Source organism: Nocardia sp. NPDC058058 (assembly GCF_042885355.1).
Taxonomy (GTDB): Bacteria; Actinomycetota; Actinomycetes; order Mycobacteriales; family Mycobacteriaceae; genus Nocardia.
Genome location: NZ_JBHVSA010000007.1, coordinates 203,751 through 229,749 on the forward strand (window position 1 = coordinate 203,751; position 25,999 = coordinate 229,749).

The 25,999-nt window shown below is 66.8% G+C and carries 26 protein-coding genes and 1 rRNA gene; 6 read left to right on the plus strand and 21 right to left on the minus strand.

The annotated features are described in order from the left end of the window. Window positions 1–3: 3 nt before the first annotated feature. Entirely contained in the window at window positions 4–849 is an 846-nt protein-coding gene (locus ACFVUS_RS43505) for an SDR family oxidoreductase (RefSeq protein ID WP_387781307.1), read from the minus strand. 111 nt (window positions 850–960) lie between these two features. Between ACFVUS_RS43505 and ACFVUS_RS43510 the strand changes: the two genes are divergently transcribed. Together ACFVUS_RS43510 and ACFVUS_RS43515 are read left to right on the plus strand one after the other, a co-directional pair. After that, window positions 961–1,350: a winged helix-turn-helix transcriptional regulator gene (locus ACFVUS_RS43510; RefSeq protein WP_387781310.1), complete on the plus strand. Its 390-nt coding sequence runs from the start codon at window positions 961–963 to the stop codon at window positions 1,348–1,350. A 51-nt stretch (window positions 1,351–1,401) separates the two neighbouring features. After that, entirely contained in the window at window positions 1,402–1,875 is a 474-nt protein-coding gene (locus tag ACFVUS_RS43515) for a nucleoside deaminase (RefSeq protein ID WP_387781313.1), read from the plus strand. Between the two features lie 108 nt (window positions 1,876–1,983). Here ACFVUS_RS43515 and lpdA read toward each other — a convergent pair whose 3' ends face one another. The 3 genes from lpdA to ACFVUS_RS43530 all read right to left on the minus strand — a co-directional run bounded on the left by lpdA (window position 1,984) and on the right by ACFVUS_RS43530 (window position 4,817). Continuing rightward, the gene (gene lpdA, locus ACFVUS_RS43520; RefSeq protein ID WP_387781316.1) at window positions 1,984–3,387 is read right to left on the minus strand and encodes a dihydrolipoyl dehydrogenase; all 1,404 of its coding nucleotides are present in this window, start codon (window positions 3,385–3,387) and stop codon (window positions 1,984–1,986) included. Between the two features lie 34 nt (window positions 3,388–3,421). Continuing rightward, window positions 3,422–3,730: a nuclear transport factor 2 family protein gene (locus ACFVUS_RS43525; RefSeq protein WP_376066573.1), complete on the minus strand. Its 309-nt coding sequence runs from the start codon at window positions 3,728–3,730 to the stop codon at window positions 3,422–3,424. An 88-nt stretch (window positions 3,731–3,818) separates the two neighbouring features. Then, complete coding sequence (locus ACFVUS_RS43530; RefSeq protein WP_387781319.1) at window positions 3,819–4,817, minus strand: dipeptidase; 999 nt, start codon at window positions 4,815–4,817, stop codon at window positions 3,819–3,821. Window positions 4,818–4,854: 37 nt separating this feature from the next. On the opposite strand from ACFVUS_RS43530, the gene ACFVUS_RS43535 reads away from it, so the two are divergent. Both ACFVUS_RS43535 and ACFVUS_RS43540 read left to right on the plus strand, forming a co-directional pair. Continuing rightward, window positions 4,855–5,862: an AraC family transcriptional regulator ligand-binding domain-containing protein gene (locus ACFVUS_RS43535; RefSeq protein ID WP_387781322.1), complete on the plus strand. Its 1,008-nt coding sequence runs from the start codon at window positions 4,855–4,857 to the stop codon at window positions 5,860–5,862. A gap of 107 nt (window positions 5,863–5,969) precedes the next feature. Next, on the plus strand, window positions 5,970–6,983 hold the full coding sequence (locus ACFVUS_RS43540) for an NADP-dependent oxidoreductase (RefSeq protein ID WP_387781325.1): 1,014 nt from the start codon (window positions 5,970–5,972) through the stop codon (window positions 6,981–6,983). A 65-nt stretch (window positions 6,984–7,048) separates the two neighbouring features. Here ACFVUS_RS43540 and ACFVUS_RS43545 read toward each other — a convergent pair whose 3' ends face one another. Further along, complete coding sequence (locus ACFVUS_RS43545) at window positions 7,049–7,216, minus strand: hypothetical protein (protein ID WP_364649474.1); 168 nt, start codon at window positions 7,214–7,216, stop codon at window positions 7,049–7,051. A gap of 153 nt (window positions 7,217–7,369) precedes the next feature. Between ACFVUS_RS43545 and ACFVUS_RS43550 the strand changes: the two genes are divergently transcribed. After that, window positions 7,370–9,427 carry a prolyl oligopeptidase family protein gene (locus ACFVUS_RS43550; RefSeq protein ID WP_387781328.1) on the plus strand — a complete coding sequence of 686 codons (2,058 nt, stop codon included), beginning with the start codon at window positions 7,370–7,372 and terminating at the stop codon, window positions 9,425–9,427. 16 nt (window positions 9,428–9,443) lie between these two features. Here ACFVUS_RS43550 and ACFVUS_RS43555 read toward each other — a convergent pair whose 3' ends face one another. The 11 genes from ACFVUS_RS43555 to ACFVUS_RS43605 form a co-directional block, all read right to left on the minus strand. Next, entirely contained in the window at window positions 9,444–10,307 is an 864-nt protein-coding gene (locus tag ACFVUS_RS43555; protein WP_387781331.1) for an alpha/beta fold hydrolase, read from the minus strand. Between the two features lie 118 nt (window positions 10,308–10,425). Continuing rightward, window positions 10,426–11,058, minus strand: coding sequence for a TetR/AcrR family transcriptional regulator (locus tag ACFVUS_RS43560; RefSeq protein ID WP_364649483.1), 633 nt, complete (start codon window positions 11,056–11,058; stop codon window positions 10,426–10,428). Between the two features lie 407 nt (window positions 11,059–11,465). Continuing rightward, the gene (locus ACFVUS_RS43565) at window positions 11,466–11,588 is read right to left on the minus strand and encodes a hypothetical protein (RefSeq protein ID WP_364649487.1); all 123 of its coding nucleotides are present in this window, start codon (window positions 11,586–11,588) and stop codon (window positions 11,466–11,468) included. A 92-nt stretch (window positions 11,589–11,680) separates the two neighbouring features. Next, entirely contained in the window at window positions 11,681–12,355 is a 675-nt protein-coding gene (locus tag ACFVUS_RS43570; RefSeq protein ID WP_387781334.1) for a peroxidase-related enzyme, read from the minus strand. Beyond that, the gene (locus ACFVUS_RS43575) at window positions 12,348–12,905 is read right to left on the minus strand and encodes a hypothetical protein (protein ID WP_387781337.1); all 558 of its coding nucleotides are present in this window, start codon (window positions 12,903–12,905) and stop codon (window positions 12,348–12,350) included. The genes ACFVUS_RS43570 and ACFVUS_RS43575 overlap by 8 nt, the downstream gene beginning before the upstream one ends. Next, window positions 12,902–13,912, minus strand: a complete 1,011-nt coding sequence (locus ACFVUS_RS43580) for a putative FMN-dependent luciferase-like monooxygenase (protein ID WP_387781340.1) — start codon at window positions 13,910–13,912, stop codon at window positions 12,902–12,904. Before ACFVUS_RS43580 ends, ACFVUS_RS43575 begins: the two co-directional genes overlap by 4 nt. A 19-nt stretch (window positions 13,913–13,931) precedes the next feature. Continuing rightward, window positions 13,932–14,717, minus strand: coding sequence for an ABC transporter ATP-binding protein (locus ACFVUS_RS43585; protein WP_387781343.1), 786 nt, complete (start codon window positions 14,715–14,717; stop codon window positions 13,932–13,934). Beyond that, window positions 14,707–15,561, minus strand: coding sequence for an ABC transporter ATP-binding protein (locus tag ACFVUS_RS43590; protein ID WP_387781346.1), 855 nt, complete (start codon window positions 15,559–15,561; stop codon window positions 14,707–14,709). Before ACFVUS_RS43590 ends, ACFVUS_RS43585 begins: the two co-directional genes overlap by 11 nt. A 43-nt stretch (window positions 15,562–15,604) precedes the next feature. Next, on the minus strand, window positions 15,605–17,440 hold the full coding sequence (locus ACFVUS_RS43595; RefSeq protein WP_387781349.1) for an ABC transporter permease: 1,836 nt from the start codon (window positions 17,438–17,440) through the stop codon (window positions 15,605–15,607). Beyond that, window positions 17,441–18,601: an ABC transporter substrate-binding protein gene (locus ACFVUS_RS43600; RefSeq protein ID WP_387781352.1), complete on the minus strand. Its 1,161-nt coding sequence runs from the start codon at window positions 18,599–18,601 to the stop codon at window positions 17,441–17,443. A 134-nt stretch (window positions 18,602–18,735) separates the two neighbouring features. Next, a complete protein-coding gene (locus tag ACFVUS_RS43605) occupies window positions 18,736–19,374 on the minus strand; it encodes an HAD family hydrolase (protein WP_387781355.1) in 639 nt (212 codons plus the stop codon). Between the two features lie 122 nt (window positions 19,375–19,496). Between ACFVUS_RS43605 and ACFVUS_RS43610 the strand changes: the two genes are divergently transcribed. Beyond that, the gene (locus ACFVUS_RS43610) at window positions 19,497–20,321 is read left to right on the plus strand and encodes a GNAT family N-acetyltransferase (protein ID WP_387781399.1); all 825 of its coding nucleotides are present in this window, start codon (window positions 19,497–19,499) and stop codon (window positions 20,319–20,321) included. A 1-nt stretch (window position 20,322) separates the two neighbouring features. Here ACFVUS_RS43610 and ACFVUS_RS43615 read toward each other — a convergent pair whose 3' ends face one another. From ACFVUS_RS43615 to rrf, 5 genes are all read right to left on the minus strand, one after another. Beyond that, window positions 20,323–20,787 carry a MarR family winged helix-turn-helix transcriptional regulator gene (locus tag ACFVUS_RS43615; protein WP_387781358.1) on the minus strand — a complete coding sequence of 155 codons (465 nt, stop codon included), beginning with the start codon at window positions 20,785–20,787 and terminating at the stop codon, window positions 20,323–20,325. Then, complete coding sequence (locus ACFVUS_RS43620; RefSeq protein ID WP_387781360.1) at window positions 20,780–21,205, minus strand: SRPBCC family protein; 426 nt, start codon at window positions 21,203–21,205, stop codon at window positions 20,780–20,782. The genes ACFVUS_RS43615 and ACFVUS_RS43620 overlap by 8 nt, the downstream gene beginning before the upstream one ends. Window positions 21,206–21,339: 134 nt before the next feature. Next, on the minus strand, window positions 21,340–23,385 hold the full coding sequence (gene fusA, locus ACFVUS_RS43625; protein WP_387781363.1) for an elongation factor G: 2,046 nt from the start codon (window positions 23,383–23,385) through the stop codon (window positions 21,340–21,342). 296 nt (window positions 23,386–23,681) lie between these two features. Further along, the gene (locus ACFVUS_RS43630; RefSeq protein WP_387781366.1) at window positions 23,682–25,814 is read right to left on the minus strand and encodes a hypothetical protein; all 2,133 of its coding nucleotides are present in this window, start codon (window positions 25,812–25,814) and stop codon (window positions 23,682–23,684) included. 99 nt (window positions 25,815–25,913) lie between these two features. Beyond that, a 5S ribosomal RNA gene (rrf, locus tag ACFVUS_RS43635) occupies window positions 25,914–25,999 on the minus strand; the annotation flags it as partial.

A 25,999-nucleotide genomic window follows, 5' to 3' on the forward strand; every position in this document is an offset into this window, starting at 1 on the left:
AGCTCAGTTGAGGGCGGCGCGGAAGACCTCTACCGCCGGGGTGGTCTCGCGACCCAGCAGCTTGCGCAGGTCGCCGCTGTCGACGGCGAGAATGCCCTGGGCGATACCCGCATCGGCGTCGGCGAGTACGGCGGCGTAGCCCGCGGGGACGCCGTTCTGCTCGAGGGCGGCGGCGTAGTCGGCCTGCGGCAGATCCTGGTAGCGCACCGGCTTACCGGCGGCCTCCGAAATCGCCTGCGCCAGTTCGGCATAGGTCGCCAGATCGCCGCCGAGTTCGTAGGTCTGCCCCTCGTGCCCGGCGCCGGTGAGCACCTTGGCGGCGGCCTCGGCGTAATCGGCGCGGGCCGCGCCCGCCACCTTGCCCTCGCCGGCCGCACCGTAGAAGACGCCGGACTCGGCCGCAGCGGTGGCCCCGTTCAGGTAGTTCTCCCAGTACCAGCTGTTGCGCAGCCGCACCACGGGTACGGACGCCTCATCCAGCGCCGCCTCGGTACCGCGGTGCTCCTGCGCCAGGATGAGCTCATTGCGCTCGGCGTTCGGAATGCTGGTGTAGGCGAGCAGGCTCACGCCCGCGCGCTCGGCGGCGCGAATCACGTTGGTGTGCTGGGCGACTCGGCTGCCGAACTCATTGCCGGAGATCAGCAGCACGCGATCGACACCCGCGAAGGCACGGTCCAGCGCCTCGGCGTCGTCGTAGCTCGCCTCGCGAACCTCGACGCCGCGCTCGGCCAGATCGGCGACCTTCGAGGCATCGCGCACCACGGCCACGGGCTGCGCACCCTCGCGCAGCAGCGCCTCGATGGTGAGGCGACCCAGCTGACCACTTGCTCCGGTGACGGCGACGGTCATGACTTCCTCCAGGTATTCAAGGGAATGAACTACGGTATCGACGTGTACTAACTAATAGTAAGCACATACCATTCCCGCACCGCAACCCGAACGGTTAGGTAATCTCGAATCATGAGCACGCCCGCCCCCGAGCACGACGACCCCACCCTGGAGGCCGACGTCTTCGCCCGAAACTGCGATTCCCGCCCGGTCCTGCAGAACGTGGCGAGCCGCTGGGGCGTGCTCTCCCTGGTCGCCCTGCGCGAAGGCGCCTTCCGCTTCAGCGCCCTGCGCCGCCGCGTCGACGGCATCAGCGAACGCATGCTCTCGCAAACCCTGCAAACCCTGGAACGCGACGGCATGATCCACCGCGAAGTCCAGCAATCGATCCCCCCGCACGTCGAATACACCCTCACCGATCTGGGCGCGAAAGTCGCCGACCAGCTCGAGGGCCTGGTAGTCCTGCTGGAAACCAATATCCACGAGATCCGCTCCGCCCAGGACAACTACCACCGCGACTGAGCGACGTCGAAATCACCTGTGCGACAAAACCATCGACGAAGGAGCGGAACCATGCCCACCGACCTCGACTACCTCGAACGCTGCGTCGAACTCGCCACCGAAGCACTCGACGCGGGCGACGAACCGTTCGGATCGGTACTGGTCGGAGCCGACGGCACCATCCTCGCCGAGGACCGCAATCGCGTCTCCGGCGGCGATCAAACCCTGCACCCCGAATTCGAACTCGCCCGCTGGGCCGCCGAAAACCTCTCCCCCGCCGACCGCGCCACCGCCACCGTCTACACCTCCGGCGAACACTGCCCCATGTGCTCGGCCGCCCACGCCTGGGTCGGCCTCGGCCCCATCGTCTACGCCGCCTCCACCAACCAACTCACCACCTGGCTAGCCGAATTCGGCGTCCCCGGAGGGCCGGTGAATCCCCTCCCCATCCGCCAGGTAGCCCCGAACATCCCCGTCACCGGGCCCTTCCCGGAGCTGACCGACCGAATTCACGCCCTCCACAGGCGCTTGCATCTGGGCGTCTGACTCCGGGATCAACCAACCCCGAGGTTGACCACTCGGGACAAAAACAGCCCGGTATCAGCGGGTTTCGCTGATACCGGGCCGGATCGAGTTGTGCTGCGGGCGAAGTGATCAGAAGTTGATCATGTGGCCTGCGAGGCCGTGGATGGCCTCCTGGAGGGCTTCGCTCAGGGTGGGGTGGGTGTGGACGTTGCGGGCGAGTTCGTTGACCGTGAGGTCCCACTTCTGGGCCAGGGTCAGCTCGGGGAGGAGTTCGGAGACGTCGGGGCCGATGAGGTGGCCGCCGATGAGTTCGCCGTACTTGGCGTCCGCGATGAGCTTCACGAAACCGTTCGGGTCGCCCAGGCCGTGCGCCTTGCCGTTGGCGGTGAACGGGAAGGTGGCGACCTTCACGTCGTAGCCCTCGTCGCGGGCCTGCTGCTCGGTGAGACCGAAGCTGGCGACCTGCGGCTGGCAGAAGGTGGCGCGCGGCATCATGCGGTAGTCGCCGAGCGGGAGGGTTTCCGCGCCGCCGATGGTCTCGGCCGCGACCACGCCCTGCGCTTCGGCGACGTGCGCGAGCTGGAGCTTCGCGGTGACGTCACCGATGGCGTAGATGCCGGGGACATTGGTGCGCATGTACTCGTCGATGGCGATGGCGCCGCGATCGGTGAGCTGCACGCCGGTGTTCTCCAGGCCGTAGCCGTCGATGCGCGGTGCGAAGCCGACGGCCTGCAGCACCTTGTCGACGGTGACGGTCTCGATATTGCCGGACTTGTTGTCCTTGATCGCGACGGTGACCTTGGAGCCGTCGTCATCGATGGACTGCACGGCCGCACCGGTGGTGATGGTGATGCCGAGCTTCTTGTACGCCTTGGTGATCTCCTTGGAGACGTCGGCGTCCTCGTTCGGCAGTGCGCGGTCCAGGAATTCGACGATCCGCACATCGACGCCGTAGTTCTTGAGAACGTAGGCGAACTCCATGCCGATCGCGCCCGCGCCGACCACCAGGATGGAACCCGGCAGGTCGCGGGTGAGGATCTGCTCCTCGTACGTCACCACATTCGCGGACAGCGAGGTCCCCGGCAGCAGCTTGGTGGTGGTACCGGTCGCGATGATGACATTGTCGAACGTGATGGTCTCGGTGCCGCCCTTGGACAGCGCGACCGAGATCGTCTTGGCATCGGTGAACGTACCCGTGCCGTCGAACTCGTCGATCTTGTTCTTCTTCATCAGGAAGTGGACGCCCTTGACGCGGCCGTCCGCCACCTTGCGACTGCGATCGAATGCAGCGCCGAAGTCGAAGCTCACCTCACCGGAAATACCGAAGGTCTTGGCCTCTTTATGGAAAATATGGGCCAGCTCCGCGTTTCGAAGCAGCGCCTTGGACGGAATGCAGCCCACGTTCAGGCACACGCCACCCCAGTATTTCTGCTCGACAATAGCTGTTCGCAGGCCGAGTTGAGCGGCGCGGATCGCAGCGACGTAACCGCCGGGACCAGCGCCGAGAACGACGACATCGTAGTGGGAAGTCACACCCGCGAGCCTAGCCCCGCCGCGCGAGTCGCACTCATCCAGCCTGCCCGGTTTCGAAGCGGCTGATCAGACCGTCCCGCACCGTGAAGCGCCAGGCGGTGCGCATGCTCCCCCACCGGTCATTGGCGTAATCGGCGACGAATTCGGTAGGCGCGGTGACCGATTCGACCTGCATCCGACCATTGGTGGTGAAGATTTCCGAATCGGTCCACTGGGCCAGATTCCGCTCATTGCCGTCATCGGACATGCTGGCGTCCGGGGTGAGGGTCTGGAAGAACGCGTCCACGTCATGCGCGTTGACGGCGTCCACGAATTTCTGCACCGTGCGATCGAGCTGGGTCATCTGATCTCCCCTTCGATACGGAATGGGTTGAGCAGGGCAAACACCGGGTTCGAGTCTAGCGGCGAAGATCGATTACGCCAGTGGTCGGTCAGTCCCGCCAGACCTGAGCGGCGATGCGGGCGAAATTTCCATGGAAGACGGCGGCACGCTCGGCGGCCGATAAACCGCGGTTCGCCAGCACCTCATCCAGCCCCGGCACATCGGATGCGCCGAGCAGATCCTCCGGCGGCGTCCACTGCAATGGACCCCAGCGGGTGAACTCCGCGGAGAACACCTCCGGATTCGCCGCCACCTCCGCATTGAAGTCATCACCGTCGAACGAGAAATCCGAGCTGAACCCGATGTGCTCGATTCCGACCAGCTCCGCGCCGTAGACGATGTGATCGGCCATGGCCTCGACGCGTTCGGCGCGCTCGCCCGGCGCATTGCGCCCCAGGAAGATGCCGACGCCGTTGATGCCGATCACCCCGCCGGTGGCGGCGCACGCCCGCGCTTGATCATCGGAGATATTGCGCGGATGCGCCCACACCGCAGCGAAATTCGAATGGCTGTAGACCATCGGAACGGTGGTGATATCGGCGATGTCCAGGCCCGTGCGCGGCGAACAGTGCGAACCGTCCGCGAACATGCCGACCTCGTTGAGGGTGCGAATCAGATCGCGGCCGTACGCGGTCAGTCCGGTGTCCTCGGTATCGAGGCAGCCGCAGCCCGCCGCATTCGCGTAGTTATAGCTGGGCAGCAGCGACCGCACACCCAGGTCGTAGAACATCTTCACATTGTCGAGGTCACCGCCGAGCGGTCCGGAATCCTCCAGATCGAAGGCGAGCGCGATGAGGTCCGGATCCGGATCGACCGCGTCGGCGATGCGCTCAACCAGCCGGAATCGACCGTCCGCCAAGGCATCTCGGCGGAATTGATCGATCATCCGCTCCGAATCCCGGGTGGAGTGCAGCGAATAACCCACATTCACCGAAAGATACGAACCCAGCGGATAGCGCGCCAGCTCGGCAATATCGGCCGAGGGCAGCAGCGGCAGGCAGCAGTGCTGTTCCCACAGCAATCCGGGACCTCCTGGGCGGATCGGCATAAAAACAGCAATCTTAACGACGATTAATGTTCCAGGCGTGAACCCGCTCGACGGCACCGCCTCCACCCATCTCATTCGATTGGTCCGGGACGCGGCACTGCGGGCCGGGGTGCGCCCCGAACAGATCGCCGCCGTGCACGGTGTGGACGAAGCGGCGCTGACCGGGGAACTCAATCGGATTCCGCTCGATTCGCTGGTTCGCCTGTGGGAGTTGATCGCGCACACCCGGACCACCCCCGGCGCGGGTGTCGCGGTGGTGCGCGACGCACCGCTCGGCAGCCTCAACACCTGGGATTACCTGGTGACAACCGGTGCGACACTGACCGATTCGCTGCGCGCCGCCCAGCCCTACCACCGCCTGGTCACCGCCGCCGCCGAGGGCTTCGACCTGGACGGCGACGGCGATCTCACCATCGGATACCGCACCACCGCGGGCGACCCCGCCGTCGTGGCCGTCGTCAATGAATACGTGCTCGCCTACTACCTGCGCCGCGCACGGGAGGCCACCGGCCGCCCGATCCGCCCGTCGCGCGTGACATTCGGGCATGCCGCGCCCGCCGATCACTCCGAATTGGCGACCGCGTTCGGCACCGAGAACATCGAATTCGATGCACCCGCCGACTCGATGACGTTCACCGCCGCCGATGCCACCGCTCCGCTGCTGCGGCCGGATCCGACCCTCAATCAACTACTGCGCAGTCACGCCGATCTGGTCCTGGCCGGCGCCCGCCCCATCGCCGACCCGTTGGATGCCTTCCGCGCCGCCCTCGCCGAAACCCTGGACCGCGGTGAGGTTTCCCTCGATCTGGTGGCCCGCCGACTGCTGCTGAGTCGCCGCACCCTGCAACGCCAGCTCGCCGAACACGGCACCACGTGGCGACAGGAAGTCGATCTGGCGCGCTATGAACAAGCCAAATCCCTTCTCGCGGAAGGGAAATTGACCACCACGGCGATTGCGAACAAGCTCGGCTTCGCCGACGATCGCGCGCTGCGCAAAGCCTTCCACCGCTGGACCGGAGCCTCGCCCACCGCGCTGGCGCGTTAGGACCGGGCGGTGGCATCGCGGGACCTGGGATGCGCCGCGCACCCGCCATAACGTTATCCACATCGGAACGGACAACCCGCTCCGGATAACGAAAAGGCAAGTGCGACATGACAACTCAGCTTCGTACCGGTCGGGAGATCCAGCTGGCAGCGCGCCCCGACGGCGTGCCGACCGCCGCGAACTTCGCCATCGTGCAGCGGCCGATCCCCGAACTCGCGGACGGCCAGATCCTGGTGCGCAACACCTGGATGTCGGTGGACCCGTACATGCGCGGCCGGATGGACGACCACCCGTCCTACATCCCGCCGTTCGAGCTGGGCGCGGCCCTGGAGGGTTCGGCGGTCGGCGAGGTGATCGAATCCCGTTCCGCCGCAATCCCGGTCGGCAGCACCGTCTCGCATTTCGCGGGCTGGCGGGAACTGGCGGTGGTCGATGCGGCCGCCGCCGATCCCATCGATACCGCGCTGGCCGCGCCGCAGCAGTACCTCGGCGCGCTCGGCACCACCGGCCTGACCGCCTACGCGGCGCTCACCGAGGTGGCCCCGGTGCGCCCCGGTGACACCGTCTTCATCTCGGCGGCCGCGGGCGCGGTCGGCAGCGTCGCGGGCCAGATCGCCAAGGCGCTCGGCGCGGCCCGGGTGATCGGCTCTGCGGGCGGCGCGGCCAAAACCGCGCTGCTGCGTGACGAATTCGGCTTCGACGCCACCATCGACTACCGCGCAGGCGATCTGGCCGGGCAATTGGCGGCCGCCGCACCGCAGGGCATCGACGTCTACCTGGACAGCGTCGGCGGTGAGCACCTGCGCGTCGCGGTCGACGCCATCGGACAGCACGGCCGCATCGCCCTGGTCGGCGCGATCAGCGGTTACAACGGCGTCGAACCCGCCCGGACCCCCGACCTCTACCTCGCGGCGACCAAGGAGGTCACCCTGCGCGGCATGCTGGTGACCAGCTACCTCGGCCTCTTCCCCGAGTACATCGGCAAGGCGGCGGCCTGGCTGGCCGACGGCACCCTGCGCACCCGCGAAACGGTGTACGAGGGCCTGGACCAGGCCCCCGCCGCATTCCTGGGCGTCCTGTCCGGAGCCAACACCGGCAAGATGCTGGTCCGACTCGGGTGACCCCCGAAACCCCTCGGAATCACCCTCGGCCACAGCCGCACCCGATCGGTGCGGCTGGTCGTCGGCTACTGGGCGGGCGGCTGGTGCTGCCCATCGCCCGGCTGCGGATTCTGCTGTTCCTCGCGGCGCTTGGCGCGGCTGCGACGCCAGGCGACGCCGCCCGCGGCCGCGGCGGCGATCAGGCCGCCGCGCAGTGCTCCGCCGACGACCTCGTGCAGCAGATCGGATGACATTGTTCCCCCTGGTTTTCGGTGTGCGAACGGCAGCCGAAAGACGATCCCCCCGATTGCCTTCGCAGATTCTGACAGCACCCGCCGACACCGGCAAACGCTGGCGGAAGCGGTGACCGAACGCCGGGCGGGCGCGGGCTCGGCGACAATGTACGAATGACCGGTGTGGACGAGGGCGTGACGGATCCGTATCTGTGGCTGGAAGAGGTCACCAGTGAACGAGCGCTGGATTGGGCGCGAGCGCATAACGAGGTGGTGCTGGAGCGCTTCGCGGCGTCGGAGCGATTCAGTGGACTCGAATCGCGAATTCTGGCCATGCTCGACACCGATACCCGCATCGCCTATCCGGGACGGCGCGGCCGCTGGCTCTACAACTATTGGCGCGACGGCGCGCATCCCAAGGGCCTGTGGCGGCGCACCACTTTCGACGAATACACCAAAGACGAACCGGCGTGGGAAGTGCTCATCGATCTCGACGCGCTCGCCGAGGCCGAGGGCGAGAACTGGGTGTGGGGCGGGGCCGCGGTATTGCGCCCGGAACAGCAGCGCGCGCTGATCAGCCTGTCCCGGGGCGGCGCGGACGCCAAGGTGGTGCGCGAATTCGATATCGAGGCAAAGGTTTTCATCGAACCGGAGAACCAGGGCTACTTCCTGCCGGAGGCCAAATCCGAGATTCGCTGGATCGATATCGACACCGTCTATGTGGGAACGGATTTCGGTCCGGGCGCGCTCACCGATTCCGGTTATCCGCGCATCGCCAAGCGCTGGAAGCGCGGCACCCCGCTGACCGCGGCCGAAACCGTGTACGAGGGCGAGGCCACCGATGTGGCCGTCTCCGCGGGCTATGACCGCACCCCGGGCTACGAACGGCATTTCGTCGGCCGCGCCACCGACTTCTTCAACGAAGAGGTCTACCTGGTCGAATCCGATGGCACGCTACGGCATCTCGACGTGCCCACCGACGCCTCGGAATCCTGGTACAAGGATTGGCTGCTCGTGCAGTTGAAATCCCCGTGGGAGATCGAGGGCGTCACGCACCCGTCGGGCGCGCTGCTCGCCATCGATTTCGAGCGATTCCTTTCCGGTGCACGCGATTTCGAAGTGATCTTCACCCCCGACGCGCACACCGCCCTGCACGGTTACGGCTGGACCGAGAACCATCTGCTGCTCATCACGCTCGAGGATGTGCAGACCAAGCTGTACGTGCTCACCCCCGGCCCGGACGGCTGGACCCGCGAGGTGCTCGCGGACGCCCCGCCGATGGCCACCACCAGCGTCATGAATCTGGATCCGCTGGAGGGCGGTGACGAATTCATGCTCTCCACAAGCGGTTTCACCAGCCCCACCACGTTGCTGGCGAGTTCGGTGGGCGGCGGCACCGAGGTGCTGAAGAAGGAACCCGAATTCTTCGACGCCGACGGCGTGCACACCGAACAGTTCTTCGCCCGCTCCGACGACGGCACCATGATCCCGTATTTCGTTCTGCGGCACCGGGATCGGCTGGATACCCCCGGCCCCACCGTCATGTCCGGCTACGGCGGTTTCGAGGTCTCCCGCACCCCCGCGTACAGCGGTGCGGCCGGAATGGGCTGGCTCGAGCGCGGCGGCACCTGGGTGATGACCAATATTCGCGGCGGCGGCGAATACGGCCCGGAGTGGCACACCTCCGTGCAGAAGGCCAACCGGCACAAGGTGTACGAGGATTTCGCCGCCATCGCGCGGGATCTGGTGGCGCGCGGCATCACCACCCACGCACAGTTGGGCGCGGTCGGCGGCAGCAATGGCGGTCTGCTGATGGGCGTCATGCTCACCCGCTATCCGGAATTGTTCGGGGCCATTGTCTGCCAGGTGCCGCTGCTCGATATGAAGCGCTATCACCTGCTGCTGGCGGGCGCGTCCTGGGTGGCCGAATACGGTGACCCGGACAAGCCGCAGGAGTGGGAGTACATCTCGAAGTATTCGCCGTATCAGAACACCGATCCGGCCGGTGCGTATCCGCCGATCCTGCTCACCACGTCCACCCGCGATGATCGCGTGCATCCGGGTCACGCCCGGAAGATGGCCGCGCTCTTGGAATCCCAGGGCCACCCCATCTGGTACCACGAGAATATCGAGGGCGGGCACGGCGGCGCGGCGGACAATAAGCAGTCCGCGTTCCAGGCCGCGCTCATCTACGAATTCTTCACTCGCACACTGATCGAGCGGGACGCCTGACGGTCCTGTTCGCGAATCAGCGGTCCCGGAGCCATTTCTCGACGTAGTCGAGGGTGTTCCCGGGATCGCTGATCCAGCCGTTGTGCCCGTGCGGCACCGGGTTGTGCCAGGTGCTGATCTCGGCCTTGGGCAGCTTGTCCAGCAATAGTCTCGCCGCCCGGACCGGTGTCAGATCGTCACCGGTCATGGTGATCGACAGCACCGGCAGTTTGAGCCGGGAAATGCGCTCCTCGTAATCGATATCGGCCCCGGCGGGTTCGAAGCGCCCGGTGCGCGCCACCCGCGCCCAGTCCTCGATGAGCAGCCGGGACTGCCGTCCGAAGCTGCCCGCGACCACGGTGTCGCCCGGCCAGAACCCGGCGATGTTGGCGGTCAACGAGATTGCCGCGCTGCCGAGCAGGAATCCGGGCCCCGCGAGTCCGCGATAACCCCGGTGATGCGGCGTCCCCGAGGCCACCAGGATCAGTCCGCCCAGCCGCCCGCGAATGCGCGAGGCGTACATGAGGCCCAATTGCCCGCCCATGCTGTGCCCGAGCAGATACGGCGTGCTGTCCGGAAACCGTTCGCGCACCACCTGGAACATGGCCGGGAAATCCACCGCGACCAATTCCTGATAGCCGTAGCCGCCGGGCGCGGCACGATTCGCCGCGCGGCTGTCCCCGTTACCGCGCATCTCCAGCAGGGCCACATCGAACCCGCGCGCCGCCAACGGGATTCCGAACAGCGAGTAGTACTCCCCCGGCACCCCGAGCCCGGGCGCGATCACCACCACCGGTCGCGGCGTATCGGGCGTAATCGGATGCCGGTGCGGGCCTTTCGCCGGAATAAGCCGCACCGTGACGGTCGTCCCGTCCGGCATCTGGATCGGCACACTCTCCACGCACCGCACGCTACCGCCTGCCCGCCCCGCACCCGCACAGCGGCACGAACGCGGCCCTGTGGGCAACGCAGGACGCCGCACCGGCGCAAAGCCGGTGCGGCGGACGCTGTTCGGTATGTCAGGCGCTGACGGCGCCCATGATGACGCGGCGCAGCACGCTGATGACCTCGTCGAGGGGCTGGCGGGGTTCGGAACCGCTCCAGGCGTCGACGACGTAGTTCACCGCACCGATGATGGCCAGTACGCGCATTTCGTAGTCGCCGGGCGGGATTTCGCCGTGCATGGCGGCATCCTCGGCGGCTCCGGCCAGCAGCGCGCCCCAGGCGCGGCGCAGTTCCAGTCGGAACTTCTCCACCTTCGGCCCGGCGCCCACGACTTCGACGAGGGCGACCCGCGCCTTGCGCGGATCTCGCCCGATCGACTCGATATAGGCGCGCACCGCGGCGTCGATGATGTCGATGGCACTGGCGTCGGAGTGATCGGCGATGGTGGCCGCCACGGCTTCCCGCGATTCGCGATCGATCTGCTCGTAGAGCTCGAGCAGTAGCGATTCGCGCCCGGTGAACTCCTCGTAGAACTGGCGTGAGGAGAGTCCGGCGTCCTTACAGATGGCGCCGACGGAGCTGTTTGCGTATCCGTCGCGTGCGAATACCGTCAGCCCCGACTCCAGAAAACGTGCACGACGCTGCCGTTGCCGGTCTTCTACGGGCTGCCCGGCGTACATTCTTCCCGCGTTCGTTTCCTGAGACATTGCGCCAGACAATACCGAAGGGCCCGATCCCCTCGTCATGGATCGGGCCCTTCGTTTGCACCTTCGGTATCCCGCGCGATAGCCGAAAGTTGGCTCAGTGGTTCGGAACGCTGCGGCGCACCTGGGAGCGGCGGGTATAGGCAGGGGAACCGCCCCAGGTTCGGAACGCGAATCCGGGGGGAGAATCGCTTTCCGATGCCGCATTGGACCGAAAATCACTGATCGTTTGCCACTCAGCACGATACAGAGCAGGCGAACTGGACGGAATACTTTTGCAGGAGTTTTTTAGGATTTATTTCCCGGCTTATCCGCAGACATGACGAAGGGCCCGATCCCCTCGTCAGGGATCGGGCCCTTACCTGCCTCCCCGGCTTCCGCGCAGTAGCCGAAAGGTGGCATTCGCGTGGCTACTTGGCGGAACCGCTCGCCGAGCCGGTCGCGAGCAGCTTCAGGATGGTCTGCACGAGGACGTCAGAGAGGAGGTTGGTCATGGTGGTGCTCCGATCGATAACCAGTGTCAGTGCGGTCACTGACTGTTTGCCATCGGGAACATACCGAGCCCAACCCCACCCGGGGAAGCTTTTGCAGGAAAATTCTAGAATTTTTTCGATAGGGCCCTAGATCACCCTCTACCAGCGGGAACCTCCGGCTCACCGAGGGTGAGCATAAGCCGATTGGCCCAGGAGAAGGAAGCGGTCGAGAGCACCAGATCGTGGATCTCGGCGGCGGCGAAACCCAGCTCGCGCAGTCGCTCGATATGCGCCGGCAGCGCCCGCGGCGGGTTCGCGGCCAGCGCGTCCACGAAATCGACGATGGCGTCCCAGGTTTCGTCGATGCGCGCGCCATTGCCCTCGTCCAGCAGTCGCTGCACGTCCGACTCGCGCTTGGACAGCGCCGAGGTGAAGCGCGAATGCACCGAAGCGCAATACTCGCAACCATTGTGGCGAGAGGTCACCGTGGCGGCGAGTTCCCTTTCGGCCCTGCCCAATCCGGCCCGGCCGTAGAAGATCTCCCGGTCATTTCCGCTGCGGTGCGCGAGCACATTGGCATTACGCGCCAATACTCGGAAATACGGTCCGACACCGCGATCTCCCGCCAGCAACGGGGCCTGTTCGGAGTCCGCGTCGGCGAGCTTTATCGGCTCCACCCACGGCACCCAATCGAGGTGCTCCTGCGTGAAACCGGCAGGGCGACGGGCGGGTTCGACACCGCGCACCTCGCGCACAACCGATACCGGTGTGGCAGCCACGGGCTGCGCCACCTCGGCTCTCGCCACGGGGGCGGCGTTCTCACTCATGTCCCGCTCCGATCAGCGTGAGCCCGGCCAGCAGCCGGACCTGGAAGTGCACGTAGCCGATGAGCTGCGCCACGGTGACGATGTCGTTCTCGGAAAGGCCGACCGCCGCCAGCGCGTCGATATCGGCGCGCGTCGCGGTGGCGGGGGCGGTGCTCACCAGCGCGGCATGCCGCAGAATCGCCGCCAGTACCGGATCACCCTCCGCCGGAACGGTTCCCAGGCCCGCGTAGTGCGCGGCCAGTTCCGGCGCACCCGCCAGCTCCGCCACCGCCACGGCCGCCGCGATCAATCGCGACCGCCCCACCGACTCCGCCGCCGGGCCGTTCAGCAACGCCTCGTACACACCCTGGGTGTGCTCCACGACCGCCGGTCGCTCGTTCCGGAGGTCCCGAACGGCCGCGGCGCGGGGACCGAGCACCGCGGCGATCACATCGGCCACCTCGGCCGTGAGTTCGCGTTCGGCCGTGAGTTCGGTTGCGGCGGTGCCGCTCCCGCCCGGCCGGGTGTCCTCGGCCACGGGTATGCCCGCGCCGGTGGCTGTTTCGCTCACTGTTCCGTTCCTTCCCGCCGACCCAGTTGCGGCGCAACCTCGGTGGCAATGAGTTCGATCGAGCGCAGGGTCGCCTCGTGGCCGGGATCGACCGGATGCACCTGCACGATGAAATCCGTCGACTGCCGCAGCGCGGTGTCGGCGGCGAGTCTCGCGACCACCTCATCGGGGGTGCCGATGAAGGAATCGCGCAGCACCTCCGCGACGGTGCCGCCCACCTCCGGACCGCCGTTGCGGCGCAATTGCTCCAGGAAGCGGGTCGCGCCGCGTTCGGCGAGCCTCCACGCGACGTCGTGGTCGTCGGCGACGAAAACGCCTCGGGAAGCGCCGATGCGCGGTTGCACGCCGTCCGGGAGCGCGTCCAGATACGCCGCCACCAGCGGCTCCTGAATCTCCCAGAGGGTGGCGGCCGCGGTGTCCCGATCACGCGGCTGCGCCTTGGACAGCAGCAGGCCGTCACCCGCGAGCCCGGCCCGGCGCGCGCCCGCGGCGGAGAAGGTGGCCTGCCACACCCGATCCCGCAGCGTCCCCGCCGGTGGGTTCAAACCGCGATCCCCGACCAACGCGGCACCCGAGAGCGCGGCCGTCAGCACCGCCAGCTTCTCGGCGTACACCTGCTGCCGATCCGCCCCGGCGAGATCGAACAGTTCGAAGGCGTGCCTGGAACCGCCCGCGCCGACACCGATTTCGAGCCGCCCGCCACTGAGCACATCCAGCACGGCGGCATCCTCGGCCACCCGGATCGGATCCTCCAGTGCCAGCGTCACGATCGCGGTTCCGAGCCGCAGCCGCGGATACCGCGCCGCCGCGTGCGCGAGAAATACGAACGGCGACGGCAACCCGCCCTCATCCGGATCCAGGTGATGCTGCGCCACCCACGCCGCGTCGTACCCGAGCCGCTCGGCCAGCTCGAACTGCTCGAGCGCGTGCCGGTAGACGGTGGCCGCGTCCTCGGTCGCCTGCGCGCGGACGAGCCTGGTGAACAGCCCCAACCGCTGCGGGGTCATGCCGTCTCCTCCCTATCGATCACGCCGTCGCCTTGCCCAGGTAGGCGTCGCGGACGGCCGGGTTGTCGACGAGCTCGCCGGCCGGACCGTGCAGCACGATCTCGCCGGTGCGCAATACATTCGCGGTGTGCGCGATGCTCAGCGCGAGCTCGGCCTGCTGTTCGACGATCAGGATCGCCAGGCCCAATTCCCGGTTCAGCCGGGCGATTTCATCGAGCACCCGGTCCACGAACTTCGGCGACAGACCCATGGTCGGCTCATCCATGCAGATGAGCCGGGGCTTGCTCATGAGCGCGCGGGCGAAGGCCAGCATCTGCTGCTCACCACCGGACAGGGTGCCCGCGCGCTGCGTGCGCCGCTCGGCCAGGCGCGGGAAATGCTCGAACATCTCGGCCGCCCGCGCCGCCAGCACCGACCGCCGCTCCCTGCGGATATAGCCGCCGACGAAGAGGTTCTCCGCCACCGTCATCGCGGGAAAGACCCTGCGCGCCTCGGGAACCGACGCCAACCCGGCCTTGATGCGCGCCGACGGCGGCGTGGTGCTCACATCGACCCCGTCGATGCGCACCGCACCGGAGGTCGGCTTCAGTAATCCGAGCGCGGTCTTCATGGTCGTCGACTTCCCGGAAGCGTTGCCGCCCAACAGCGAAACGATCTCCCCCGGCCGAACCCGCAGTGATACTTCGTTCAAGGCCCGAGACGCCCCGTAATGCACCACCACCCGGTCGAATTCGAGGATCGGCTCGATGTCCGCGTCGAACCCGGCCGCAGCGGATATGACCTGCGGAATAGCACTAACCGACATCGGCGGTGACCTTTCCTTCGGTCTGTGGTTCGCTATGCGTCCGGTCCGGCTCCACGGCGGCCGCCCGGCTGCGCCCGAGATATGCCTCGATGACGCGCGGATCGGCCAGCACCTGATCCGGGGTGCCCTCCGCGATCACGCGGCCCTCGTCGAGCACCAGTACGCGGTCGGACAGGTCGTGAACGAGGTCCATTTTGTGTTCGACCAGCAGCACCGTGTGACCGTGCGCCTTCAATTCGGCGAGTTGCCTGCCGATTTCGGCGGTCTCGGTCTGATTCATGCCCGCGGCGGGCTCGTCGAGCAGCAGTAGATCGGGTTCCAGCGCCAGGGCGCGGGCAATCTCGGTGCGGCGGCGATTGGCGTAGGACAGGGTGTACGCCAGATCGTCGGCGCGCGGGCCGAGCCGCTCCTGGAAGCGGGCGATCTGCGCGTCGATCCGTTCGGCGATGGCCTTGCGTTCGGCGCGAGCCGCCGGGGTCGGAATCAGCGCGACGAAGACCTCGGCGAGCAGGGATATCCAGCGCAGCAGGGGAATTCCGGCGAACGCACGCAGCGGGCGGGTGGCGCGCAGGGTGGTCTGCAAGCCGACATCCACATTCTCGCGGACCGTCATATTGCCGAACACCCGCCCGTTCTGGAAGGTGCGCGCGATACCCGCCGCCGCGGCCGCTTCCGGCCGACCGGCGCGAATTCGCTTGCCGCGCACCAGAATCTCGCCGCCGTCCGGCTTCAAGACGCCGGAGATCAGGTTCACCGTTGTCGATTTCCCGGACCCATTGGGTCCGATGATCGAGACGAATTCGCCCGGCGCGATGGCGAATTCGATTCCATCCACAGCTTTCACACCCCCGAACGAACGCCGGAGACCGCGCACCGCGAGTACCGGTTCAGGCTGTGACCCGGACACGTTCCCTCCTCACCAGAATGCCCTGCGGGCGGAACCGCACGACCAGCAGCAAGACCAAGCCGTAGAGCACGATGCGCAGCTCGGGCGCGAGCCGCAGCGCCTCCGGCACCCCGATCAGCACGGCCGCGCCGAGTACCGCGCCATACGGTGAGGCCGTCCCGCCGAGTACCAGAATCGTCACCACCAGCAGTGACATCGGCAGGTTGAACACGGTCGGATCGATATACGAGTACTGGTGCGCCAGCAGCGCACCGCCGATCCCGGAGAAGAACGCGGCCAGCGCGAACGCCAGCGCCTTGTAATCCCGCACCGGAACGCCCGCCGACCGCGCCGCCACCTCATCCGCGCCGATGGCGCGAATGGCGGTGCCCAGACGCGACCGCTGCACACCCAGAATCACCGCGAGGGTGATCGCCAGCACCACCAGCTCCAACCGGAAAATCTCGGTGTGCGTGGTGAATTCGACTCCGAGGATCTCCGGTGCCGGAATTCCGAAGATGCCGTAGCTGCCGCGCGTCACCGATTCCCAATTGCGAATCAGCGCCACCGTCACGATGCCGATGCCGAGCGTGGCGATGGCGACGTAGTGCCCACCCAATCGCCACAGCGGTGCGGCGAGCACCGAAGACACCACGGCCGCAACGATTCCCGCGACGACAATGGCGGGCAGGAACGCCCAGCCATGCGAAACGGTCAGCACCGCGGAGGTATACGCGCCGATGGCGATCGGCCCCGCCTGCCCGATGGCCAGCTGGCCCGCCGATCCGGCGACCAGCGTCATGGACACCGCGATGATCGCGTACGCCAGAATCTGCGTCCCGACCGAGATCCCGTAATCATCCGACAGCGCCGGAATGACAAGTCCCGCAACGGCGAACGCGATCAGCGCATGCCACCACCGAATCCGCCACTGCCGTCCCGAACCCAGGAAGGTTCCGGTCAGCGGCTCGGATTCGATGGCGGGCGGGCGCGCCAGCAACCCGCCCGGCCGCAGCACCAGGAACACCACCAGCAGTCCGAAGGTGATCAGATCCCGGTACCCGTCACCGAAGGTGTAGATGCCGAACGCCTCCACCAGCCCGAGCACGAAACCACCCAGCACCGCACCGGGAATCGAGCCAAGCCCGCCGATGGTGGCGGCCACGAAACCCGTCATGCCCACGACACCACCGCTGGTCGGGGAGATATTCGAGTTGTAGAGCCCGACGAAGATGCCCGCCAGCCCGCCCAGGCCGGACGCGATGGCGAACGCCAGCGACTGAATCCGCCCCACGCTGATGCCCATCTGCGCGGCCGCGTCCGGATCCTGCGCGGTGGCGCGAATCGCGAGCCCGTACCGCCCGAAGCGCAGGAAGGCCCACAGCCCGGCCATCACCGTGACGGTGATACCGAACATCACCACGTCCGAGGTGCCGAACCGCACCCCGCCGACCTGAAAGTTATTGGTGGACAGCACCTGTGGGAATGGCCGGGTCTCCGGGCCGAATACCAGCGCCACCAGGTTCTCGATGATCAACCCCACCGCCACCGTGGCCAGCAGGGCCGCGATGGCCGGGGCGCGCCGCAGCGGCCGCACCGCCAGCACATCGATACCGACGCCGACCAGCGCGGTCACCCCCACCACCACGATCAGCGCCGGCCACAGCGGCAGCCCGTGCTGGGCGATCAACCACCAGCCCAGCACCGAACCGAACGCGAAGATCGCGCCGTGCGCGAAATTGATGACATTGCTGACCCCGAAGATCAGCGTGATGCCCACGGCGATGAGCGCGTACGCATTGCCGTGCACCAGACCCGCGATGAGCGTGTCGAACATCTACTTATTACCGGTCGGCACGAAAGCACCGTTCTTCAAAAGCAATTCGATCGGCTTCACACCGCTCGGCCGCCGCGTCTGCTGATCGAACGCGAACGAATTGCCCAGCCCGATGCCGTCGAAATCCTTGCCCTCGCGCAGGCCCTTCAGCACGCCCTCGCGGGTGGCCCCGCCGAACTTGGCGGCCTTCACCAGCACGTTGATCGCGTCGTAGGCATACACGTTGAAGTCGCCCGGATCGGTGTTGAACTTGGCCTTGAACTTCGTCACGAAGTCCTGCACCTTCGGGCTCGGATCGGACGGCGCGAAGATGCCGTTCACGATGTCGCCCTCGGCCGCGGTTCCGGCCAGCTGGATGAACTGCGGGGTGTTCTGGCCGCCGAAGAATTGGCCGCCGTACCCGACATCGCGCAACTGCTTCACGATCAGCGCGCCGTCGGGGCCGTAACCCAGGTGCACGAACGCGTCCGGATTGGCGTCGCGGCCCTTGATCAGCACGGGCCGGAAGTCCTGCGAATCGGGCAGAATCGAGGAGGAGTAGGCGATTTCGATGCCCTTATCCTTCGCGGACTGCTGGAAGAACTGGAAAGCCTGCTTGCCCCAATCGGTTTCGAGGTAGACCACCGAAACCTTCTTGGCCTTGGCCCGCACCCACTGCGCATTGCGCTCCTGGAACACATCCAGGGTGATGGACGGACTCCACGAATAGTCGCCGCCCTTGGTGAAATCCACCGAGGAGTTGGTGAAGCCGTACTGCACCAGCTTGCCGCGGTTGTACACCGGCGACGCCGCGATCGACGCGGGCGAGGAGAAATCACCCAATTCCGCGATGATGGACTTGTCGCCGACGAACTTGGTGGCGATCGGCACCGTCTGCTTCGGGTCGGACTGCGAATCCTCCCACTTCAGCGCGACCTTCTTACCGTTGATCCCGCCCGCCGCGTTGACCTGCTCCAATGCCAGGTCGAAGCCCTGCTGCCAGAGCCGCCCGTACTCCGCCGACGCGCCCGTCTTCGGTCCCGAGACACCGAAATACACGGTGTCCCCGCCGCTGTCGGACGATGATCCGCCGCAGGCCGACACCAGCGTCGCCACCATGGCCGCGGCAGCGACCCCCGCCAAAACCCGAAGCCGGCGCGATCCGGACCACTGCTCGCTCATCTGATTCCTCTGCACTCCACCGACTCCCCAGCCGGAGTATGGGAGCGCAAACGTATCGATATGCGCGCGGTGCGAACACCGTTCGAATCAGCGTGACGGCAAAAGTGGGATGAATAGACCAGAGTTGTTGGTATTCAGCGCATTAGATGCGATCGCAGCCACGCCGGGAATTCGGTGAGATCGGAAAGCACCACATCCGCGCCCTCCGCCGACAGCTCCTCCGCCGCATACGGGCCGGTGGTGACCGCCACCGAGAAGGCGTCCGCGACCTTGGCCGCACGCACATCACCCAGATGATCACCGACATAGATGGACGCGCCGTGCTCGCGCAGCACCGCGCCCTTCTCCTCCGCCCACGCCCCGCCGACCAGATCGTCCACCTCGAGGCCGAGATGATCGAGGTGCAATTGCGCGTGCGGGCCGTTCTTGGCGGTGATCACCAGCACCTTGCCGCCCGCGGCGTGCACGGCGGCCAGCGATGCCCGCACACCCGGCAGGTCATCGCTGGGCGTGATCGCCAATCCCGGATACAGCTTGCGGTACAGCGCCACCACATCCGGCACCCGCGCCTCGGGAAACCACTCGGCGGCCTCCACCGCCAGCGGCGGACCCAACCGCGACACCACCAGCTCGGAATCGATCGGCACCCCGGTCTCCGCGGCCACCGCATCCCACACCGCGGCGATACCGGGCCGGGAATCGATCAGCGTCATATCCAGGTCGAACCCGACAACGAGTCCGTTCGGGCCACCGGCCACGTGATCAAGAGCCACCACCCGACCATACGGCCAGGTCGGCACCCGCCCGAACCCAGCCGGGCCGCGTCCCGGCAAGCTCCGGAAAACCGGTTGCCCGCCGAACTAGGCTCGACGCCATGGCAAGCGAACGTGGACCCCTGTTCTGCTCGGTCGAACTCGGCGCGCGCATCGAGCGGGTCGAGACGGAATTGATCGCCACGGGCAGCGCGGCGGCCAACGCCCGGCTCGGCGGCGAGGCGGGCTTCGTCATCCCCATCGGCGGCGGTGTCGCCTCCTTCGCCGATATCGGCTCACCGCTCAACAAGGTCGCCGGTCTCGGGTTCGCGGGCGTCCCGGACGCGGACGAATTCGACGCGGTGGAAAAGCAATTCGCGGTGCGCGACACCCCGATCCAGGTCGAGCTGGCGCACCTGGGCGACCCCGGCATCGCCGAACTGCTCACCGGGCGCGGCTACCGGCTCGTTTCCTACGAGAACGTACTCGGTATCGACCTGACCGCCGCACCCGCACCGATCGCACCGCAGGGCGTCGAGGTAAGGCCGAGCGGCACAGGCGAATTCGATATCTGGCTCGATGTGGTGACGGACGGTTTCGCGCACCCGGACACCCAAGGCGTGGCATCACATGAGGACTTCCCGCGCGAAGTCATCGCCGACGCTATGCGCGACCTCACCGCCGCAGCCGGTGTACAACGCTATGTAGCCGTGCATGACCAAGCCATCGCGGGTGCCGCGAGCATGCGCATGTCCCAGGGTGTCGCCCAATTGACCGGCGCGGCAACCCTTCCCGCGCATCGCCGGAACGGCATTCAATCCGCACTACTGTCCGCCCGCCTCACCGAGGCCGCGGCGGCGGGCTGCGATATCGCCGTCATCACCACCCAACCCGGCTCCAAATCCCAGCAGAACGCCCAGCGCCGCGGCTTCTCCCTGCTCTACACCCGAGCTATCCTGGTGAAGTAGTTCAGTCCGGAATCCGGTGTGCGGCAATGGGTCGCAGTTGATCGCGAAGTCGCTCGCCGGAGTCACCGAAGATCTGCTGATCGGTGTCGACGGCCGTCTGGACCCCTTTGCGCGCCAATTCCCTACCCTCCGGCGTGATTTCGATGCGCAGTACGCGTGCGTCGGCCGGGTCGGTGCGGCGGATCAGTAGCCCGCGCTCCTCCAGTACGCGAATCACCTTGGACCCCATCATTCGATCCGCGCCGGACATATCGGCGACCTGCTGCTGGGTCGGCAATTCCCCGTCCCGCCCCAGCCAGCCCGCCGATGCCAGCAGATTGAACTGGGTGGGCGTGAGCCCGAGCGGGCGCAGATTCCGCTCCAGCGTCGCCCGCCACTCCAGGGCCGCGTGATGCAGCCAGAAACCCGGACTCATCAGCGGACCCCGCGGCACCCCGCGAGATCCGCCCGCACCAGCCTCACTCACGCCGCAGCGCCTCCTTCTCCAGGGCCTCGAATGTGCGCGGCATATCCGCGCGCATCCCCTTCTCCCACACCAGTCTGAACAGCGGCCCGAACGGCCCGTGCACCTCCACCCGCTCGGCCACCCGCACCGTGCCGTCACCGAGCGCCTCGTAGGTGCGGTGACCGCGCAGCTTTCCGAACGGAATACCCGCCTCACTGGTCCACGAACTTCCGCCGCGCACATCGGTGATGGTGAACGGCCCGGCGGGCGCGCCCTTCGGCTTCACCCAGCCCCTGGTCCCCGCCGCGAACGGACCGTCGATCCGCGATTTCTCCTCGTGCGGATCCCATTCCGACCAGCGCGCGACATCGGTGGCGACCGCCCAGATCCGGTCGATATCCCCGGTGATCACGGCTTCTTCGGTGAACGAGTACATCATGGCTGCCCCCTGAGGCGTTGTCTGTTGTTGCAACAACAGTAACCGTAGTCGCGACAACAATAAACCGGCGGGCACGGATACCCGAGACAAAAAAGAGTGGCCGGTCCGCTACCGCGGACCGGCCACACCTTCGGCTAGCGGGACGGAGCCCGGTCGTACCCCAGCGGACGACTGGTGAACGTGCCCCGGCCCTGGGTACGGCTGCGCAGACGCGTCGCGTAACCGAACACCTCGGCCAGTGGCGCGGTCGCCGTCACCACCACCGTCGAACCCCGCGTCACCGAGTCCAGGACGCGACCCCGCCGGGCGGCGATATCACCGAGCACCGCGCCGACGGACTCCTCCGGCGCGGTGACCGTCAGCTCCACCAGCGGCTCCAGCAGCGCCATCTCGCCGGCGCGCAGGGCATCTCGCAGCGCGGCCCGGCCACCGAGGCGGAAGGAACGCTCCGAGGAATCGACCGGATGCGTCGAACCATCGCTGAGGGTGACCCGCACACCGAGCACCTGATGCCCGCCGAGCGGACCCTCGGACAGCGCGTCCCGGCAACCGGCCTCCACCGCCCGCACGTACTCCGCGGGCACGCGGCCGCCGACCACCGTCGAGCGGAACTCGAAACCCGCTGCGGCATCGACCTTCTCGGTATCGACGGGAATGGGTTCCACATCGATCACCAGATCAGCGAACTGGCCCTGGCCGCCGTTCTGCTTGGCATACCGGTAGCGGAACCCGGACACCCCGCGCAGCACGGTCTCCCGATAGGCCACCTGCGGACGGCCGACCGCCACCTCGATACCGCGATCACGGCGGATCTTCTCCACCGCCACCTCGAGATGCAGTTCGCCGACACCGGACAGCAGCGTCTGCCCCGACTCCGGATCGGTGCGCACCACCAGGGAGGGATCCTCCTCGGCCATCCGCGCCAACGCCGTTGCCAGCCTTTCGGTTTCGGCACCGGTGCGCGCCTCCACCGCCACCGAGACCACCGGTTCGGTGACCGTCGGCGGCTCCAGCAGCACGGTGGCATCCGGTGCGCACAGCGTCGCCCCGGCCCGCGCCTGCTTCGGCCCGATCACCGCGACGATCTGCCCGGCCACGGCCTCCTGGAGTTCCTCATGACGATCCGCCTGCACCAGCAGAATTCGGCCGATCCGCTCTATCCGCCCGGTACCGGCATCGCGCACCTGCATGCCCTTGCATAGCGTGCCCGCGTACACGCGCACGAACGTGAGCCGCCCGGTACCCGTCGCCTGCACCTTGAACACCAGTGCCGCAAGCGGTTCCGCGGGATCCGCCGCCAATTCGAACCCGTCTCCGCGCACCGGAGGCCGGTCCAGCGGGGAAGGCAGATAGTCGACGACGGCGTCCAGCAACGGTTCCACCCCGATATCCCGGTACGCCGCACCGCACAGCACCGCGACCACCGCACCGGTCAGGGTGAGCTCGCGCAGCGCCCGCAGCAGGGTCGCGTCGGACAGCCCGGAATGCGCGTAGAACTCCTCCAGCGCATCCGAATGCCGTTCGGCCACAGCCTCTTCCAGTGCGAACCTGGCCTTGCGCGCGGACTCGGCCAGCTCGTCCGGAATCGGCCCGGCGACCACGGTGCGCTCGGGCCAGGTGAGCGCCCGCATGCGCACCAGATCCAGCACACCGATGAAGCCGTCTTCGGAGCCGATCGGCAGCTGAACCGGCAGCGCCAGCGGATGCAGTCGATCCCGAATCGAATCGACGGCCGCCATGAAGTCGGCCCCGACCCGATCCATCTTGTTCACGAACGCGATTCGCGGTACGCCGTACCGATCCGCACGCCGCCACACCGACTCACTCTGCGGCTCGACACCGGCGACGGCATCGAAAACCGCTACCGCGCCATCCAGTACACGCAGGGACCGCTCGACCTCATCCGAGAAGTCGACGTGCCCAGGGGTATCGATCACGGTGCAGCGATGGTCATTCCATTCACAGGCCACGGCCGCGGCGAAAATGGTGATGCCGCGTTCGCGCTCCTGCGGATCGAAATCGGTGACGGTGGTGCCATCGTGCACCTCACCGGTCTTATGCGTCATCCCGGTCAGGAAGAGCATCCGCTCGGTGACGGTCGTCTTACCGGCATCGACATGCGCGAGAATGCCGAGATTGCGGACACGGTCGAGAGATTGTCGGAAAACATTGGTACGCACGGTCTTACGTCCTTCGTGCTGGTCTGGTGAACTAGAACAGCGCGATTCCCGAACGACGAGAAAATGCAGAGGGGTCGCCCGGGTAACTCAGTACCGGCCGCGCAGCCGGCACCGAGCCGGCGAGGACACCAGGATCACCTCGAAGCGAGGGCGGGCAGCGACGGTGCGCGTGCTACGCATCTCCGGCTCCCCTCCTGGTGAAAAACGTTGTGCGGTGCGGAAAGCGGAGACACTGGTATCTGTAAAGGAATTAGAAGGAAGCATCCCCATGGCCGCACCGCGTGCAACGGTAGCAGTCAGGCGGGGATCACGTCACGGAGATTTTCCGGCGTGATGACCTGCGAACCGGTCGGCAGCCCATCCGGTCGTGCCAGGCCGATGAAGGTCACCGGCTCGGTGATGGGACCGCCATCCCACAGCGTCACCTCGTTACCGGCCGACAACAGACCGGCCAGATAGCCGACGTGCAGATAATCCCGCTCGACCACCGCACGTGCGAGCGCCGACGCGGTCACATGGTTCGACTCCACCCGATTGAAGTCCGGCGCACCGGACAGATACAGGTGCAGCCACTTCACCCGCCAGCCGTCCACGGTACGAATGAACACCAGCGGCAAGGCGATTCGGCCCGCACCCCGCAGCTCCGACTTCGCCCGCACCGTCGTCGGCTCGAACGGCTGCCCGCGCTGATACGCATCACGGGCCATATAGCCGAAGAACGACTCCAGCACCTCCTCGAAACCCTCCCCGGAGTAGACATTCACCTGCGGCAGCACCATCGCGGCCTGCACCGCGTCGAGCCGGATATCGATGAACTCCGACGCGCCGTCCGGGGCCGAGGTGATATCGCCGGAATGTGTCCCGCCCATCGCGGTGAGATTCGTGTACGACAGCCATCCGCACGCCTTGAACTCGCCGTCCAGCAGTACCGCGGACAGATCGAAATCGGTTCGCTGCGCGCGCTCCTGCCAGTACACGAAGAAACGCAGCAGATCACCGGTCACCGGCGCGATGGAACCGCGCGGCAGCATGCCGAAGCCGCCGCTGATCCCCTTGCCGCTCAGGGGAAGCGCTACCTCCACCATGTCGGGATCGAGCACGATCCGGAGACCGACCGGCAGCCGCCGGGAAATCTCGGCATCGATCGACTGCCGCACCAGATCCAGCACTTCCGCCTCGATCGGATAGCGCAGATCCGGAATCGACAGACCCCGGCCGGAGCGATACGCGAAGATCCGCCGCGCCCCGGTACCGCGATTATCCAGATGCTCACGCACCGACAGCAGCACCCGGCCCGACACCTCGGTGATGACCGAATCCAGCGCCAGCAGTACCTCCTGCTGCTCGGCGTCCCCGAAAGCATTGCGCAGCAGGTGATCCAGGGATCGGAACAGTAGACCGGGAGCGGACCTCAGCACAGTCGCGGCGCCCGCCACATCACCATCGGCCAGCAACCGCTCGACACGACCGGCGAACGAGGGCACTCGAACCTCACCGCGCGCCACCGCGAAAACCTCGGCCGCGCAGATGAATCGCGAGTACTCGTGCGGATGCAGTCGCTCCCCGAGCCGCTTCCACGGCTCGCGGTACGCGCCCACATCGCCGAGCTTCGCGGGGTTCTCATCGATCACCGCGTCCAGCGCCGCCAGCAGCGCACGCCGCACCGGACGACGGAAGCTCCGGAATCGGGTGGGCGCCCGCAGCGACACATCACCCTCCGACAGCAGGCAGGCCAGCCGCAGCACATCGGTCACCGTGTCCACCAGCAGTTCCGCGCCCGCCGCCAAGCGCACCTCATTGAGGATCGCGCGATGCTCACGCACCGGAATGGATACCGGCTGCGGGCCCGTCGCACAGTGCAGCGCGAGCTCGCGCAGCACCGCGACATCCTCCTCGCTCAACGGTGTCACGCTGCTCGCCAGGGCCAGATAGAGCGCCGAGACCTCCTCGGCGAGAACGGCTCCCGCGTGCAAAACGGTCACCCGATCACCGGCGCTCGCGATCAGCTCATCGTGCGCGGCCACCATCTCCGCGTACTCATGCTGATAGGACCCGTACGCCGGGAGCGACAGCAGATTCACGGGACGGATGAGCACATCCCCCACATCGAGAATCCCGCGCACGCAATCGGTCCAGAACTCCAGGGTGTCCGGAACATTCTTCGGGAAATCCCGAAAGTAGACATTGTGCTCGACATGCGCACCGACCATCTCGCGCACGATGGGCAGCACCCGCACCGCGGCATCGATGACAGGCCCGGCCGCCAGCGCTGAAAGCCGCGCGAACAACTCACCGGAAAGCTTGAACCCCAACGACATCAGGACCGCATCGAATTGCCGCGCCGCCACCGCCCCATCACCCACTGGTCCTTCGACCGCGGGCAGACGGAACGTGCGACGAATGATCAGCTCTTCGAGATCCCCACTCATTCAAGGATCTTCGCAGCAGGGGCCGGAATCAGCGACCCAATAAATAGTCCGGAAACGACAAAACCCCCTGACCGAAGTCAGGGGGTTTTGCGAATGATGTTCCGGCGGTGTCCTACTCTCCCACACCCTGTCGAGTGCAGTACCATCGGCGCAGGTGGCCTTAGCTTCCGGGTTCGGAATGGGAC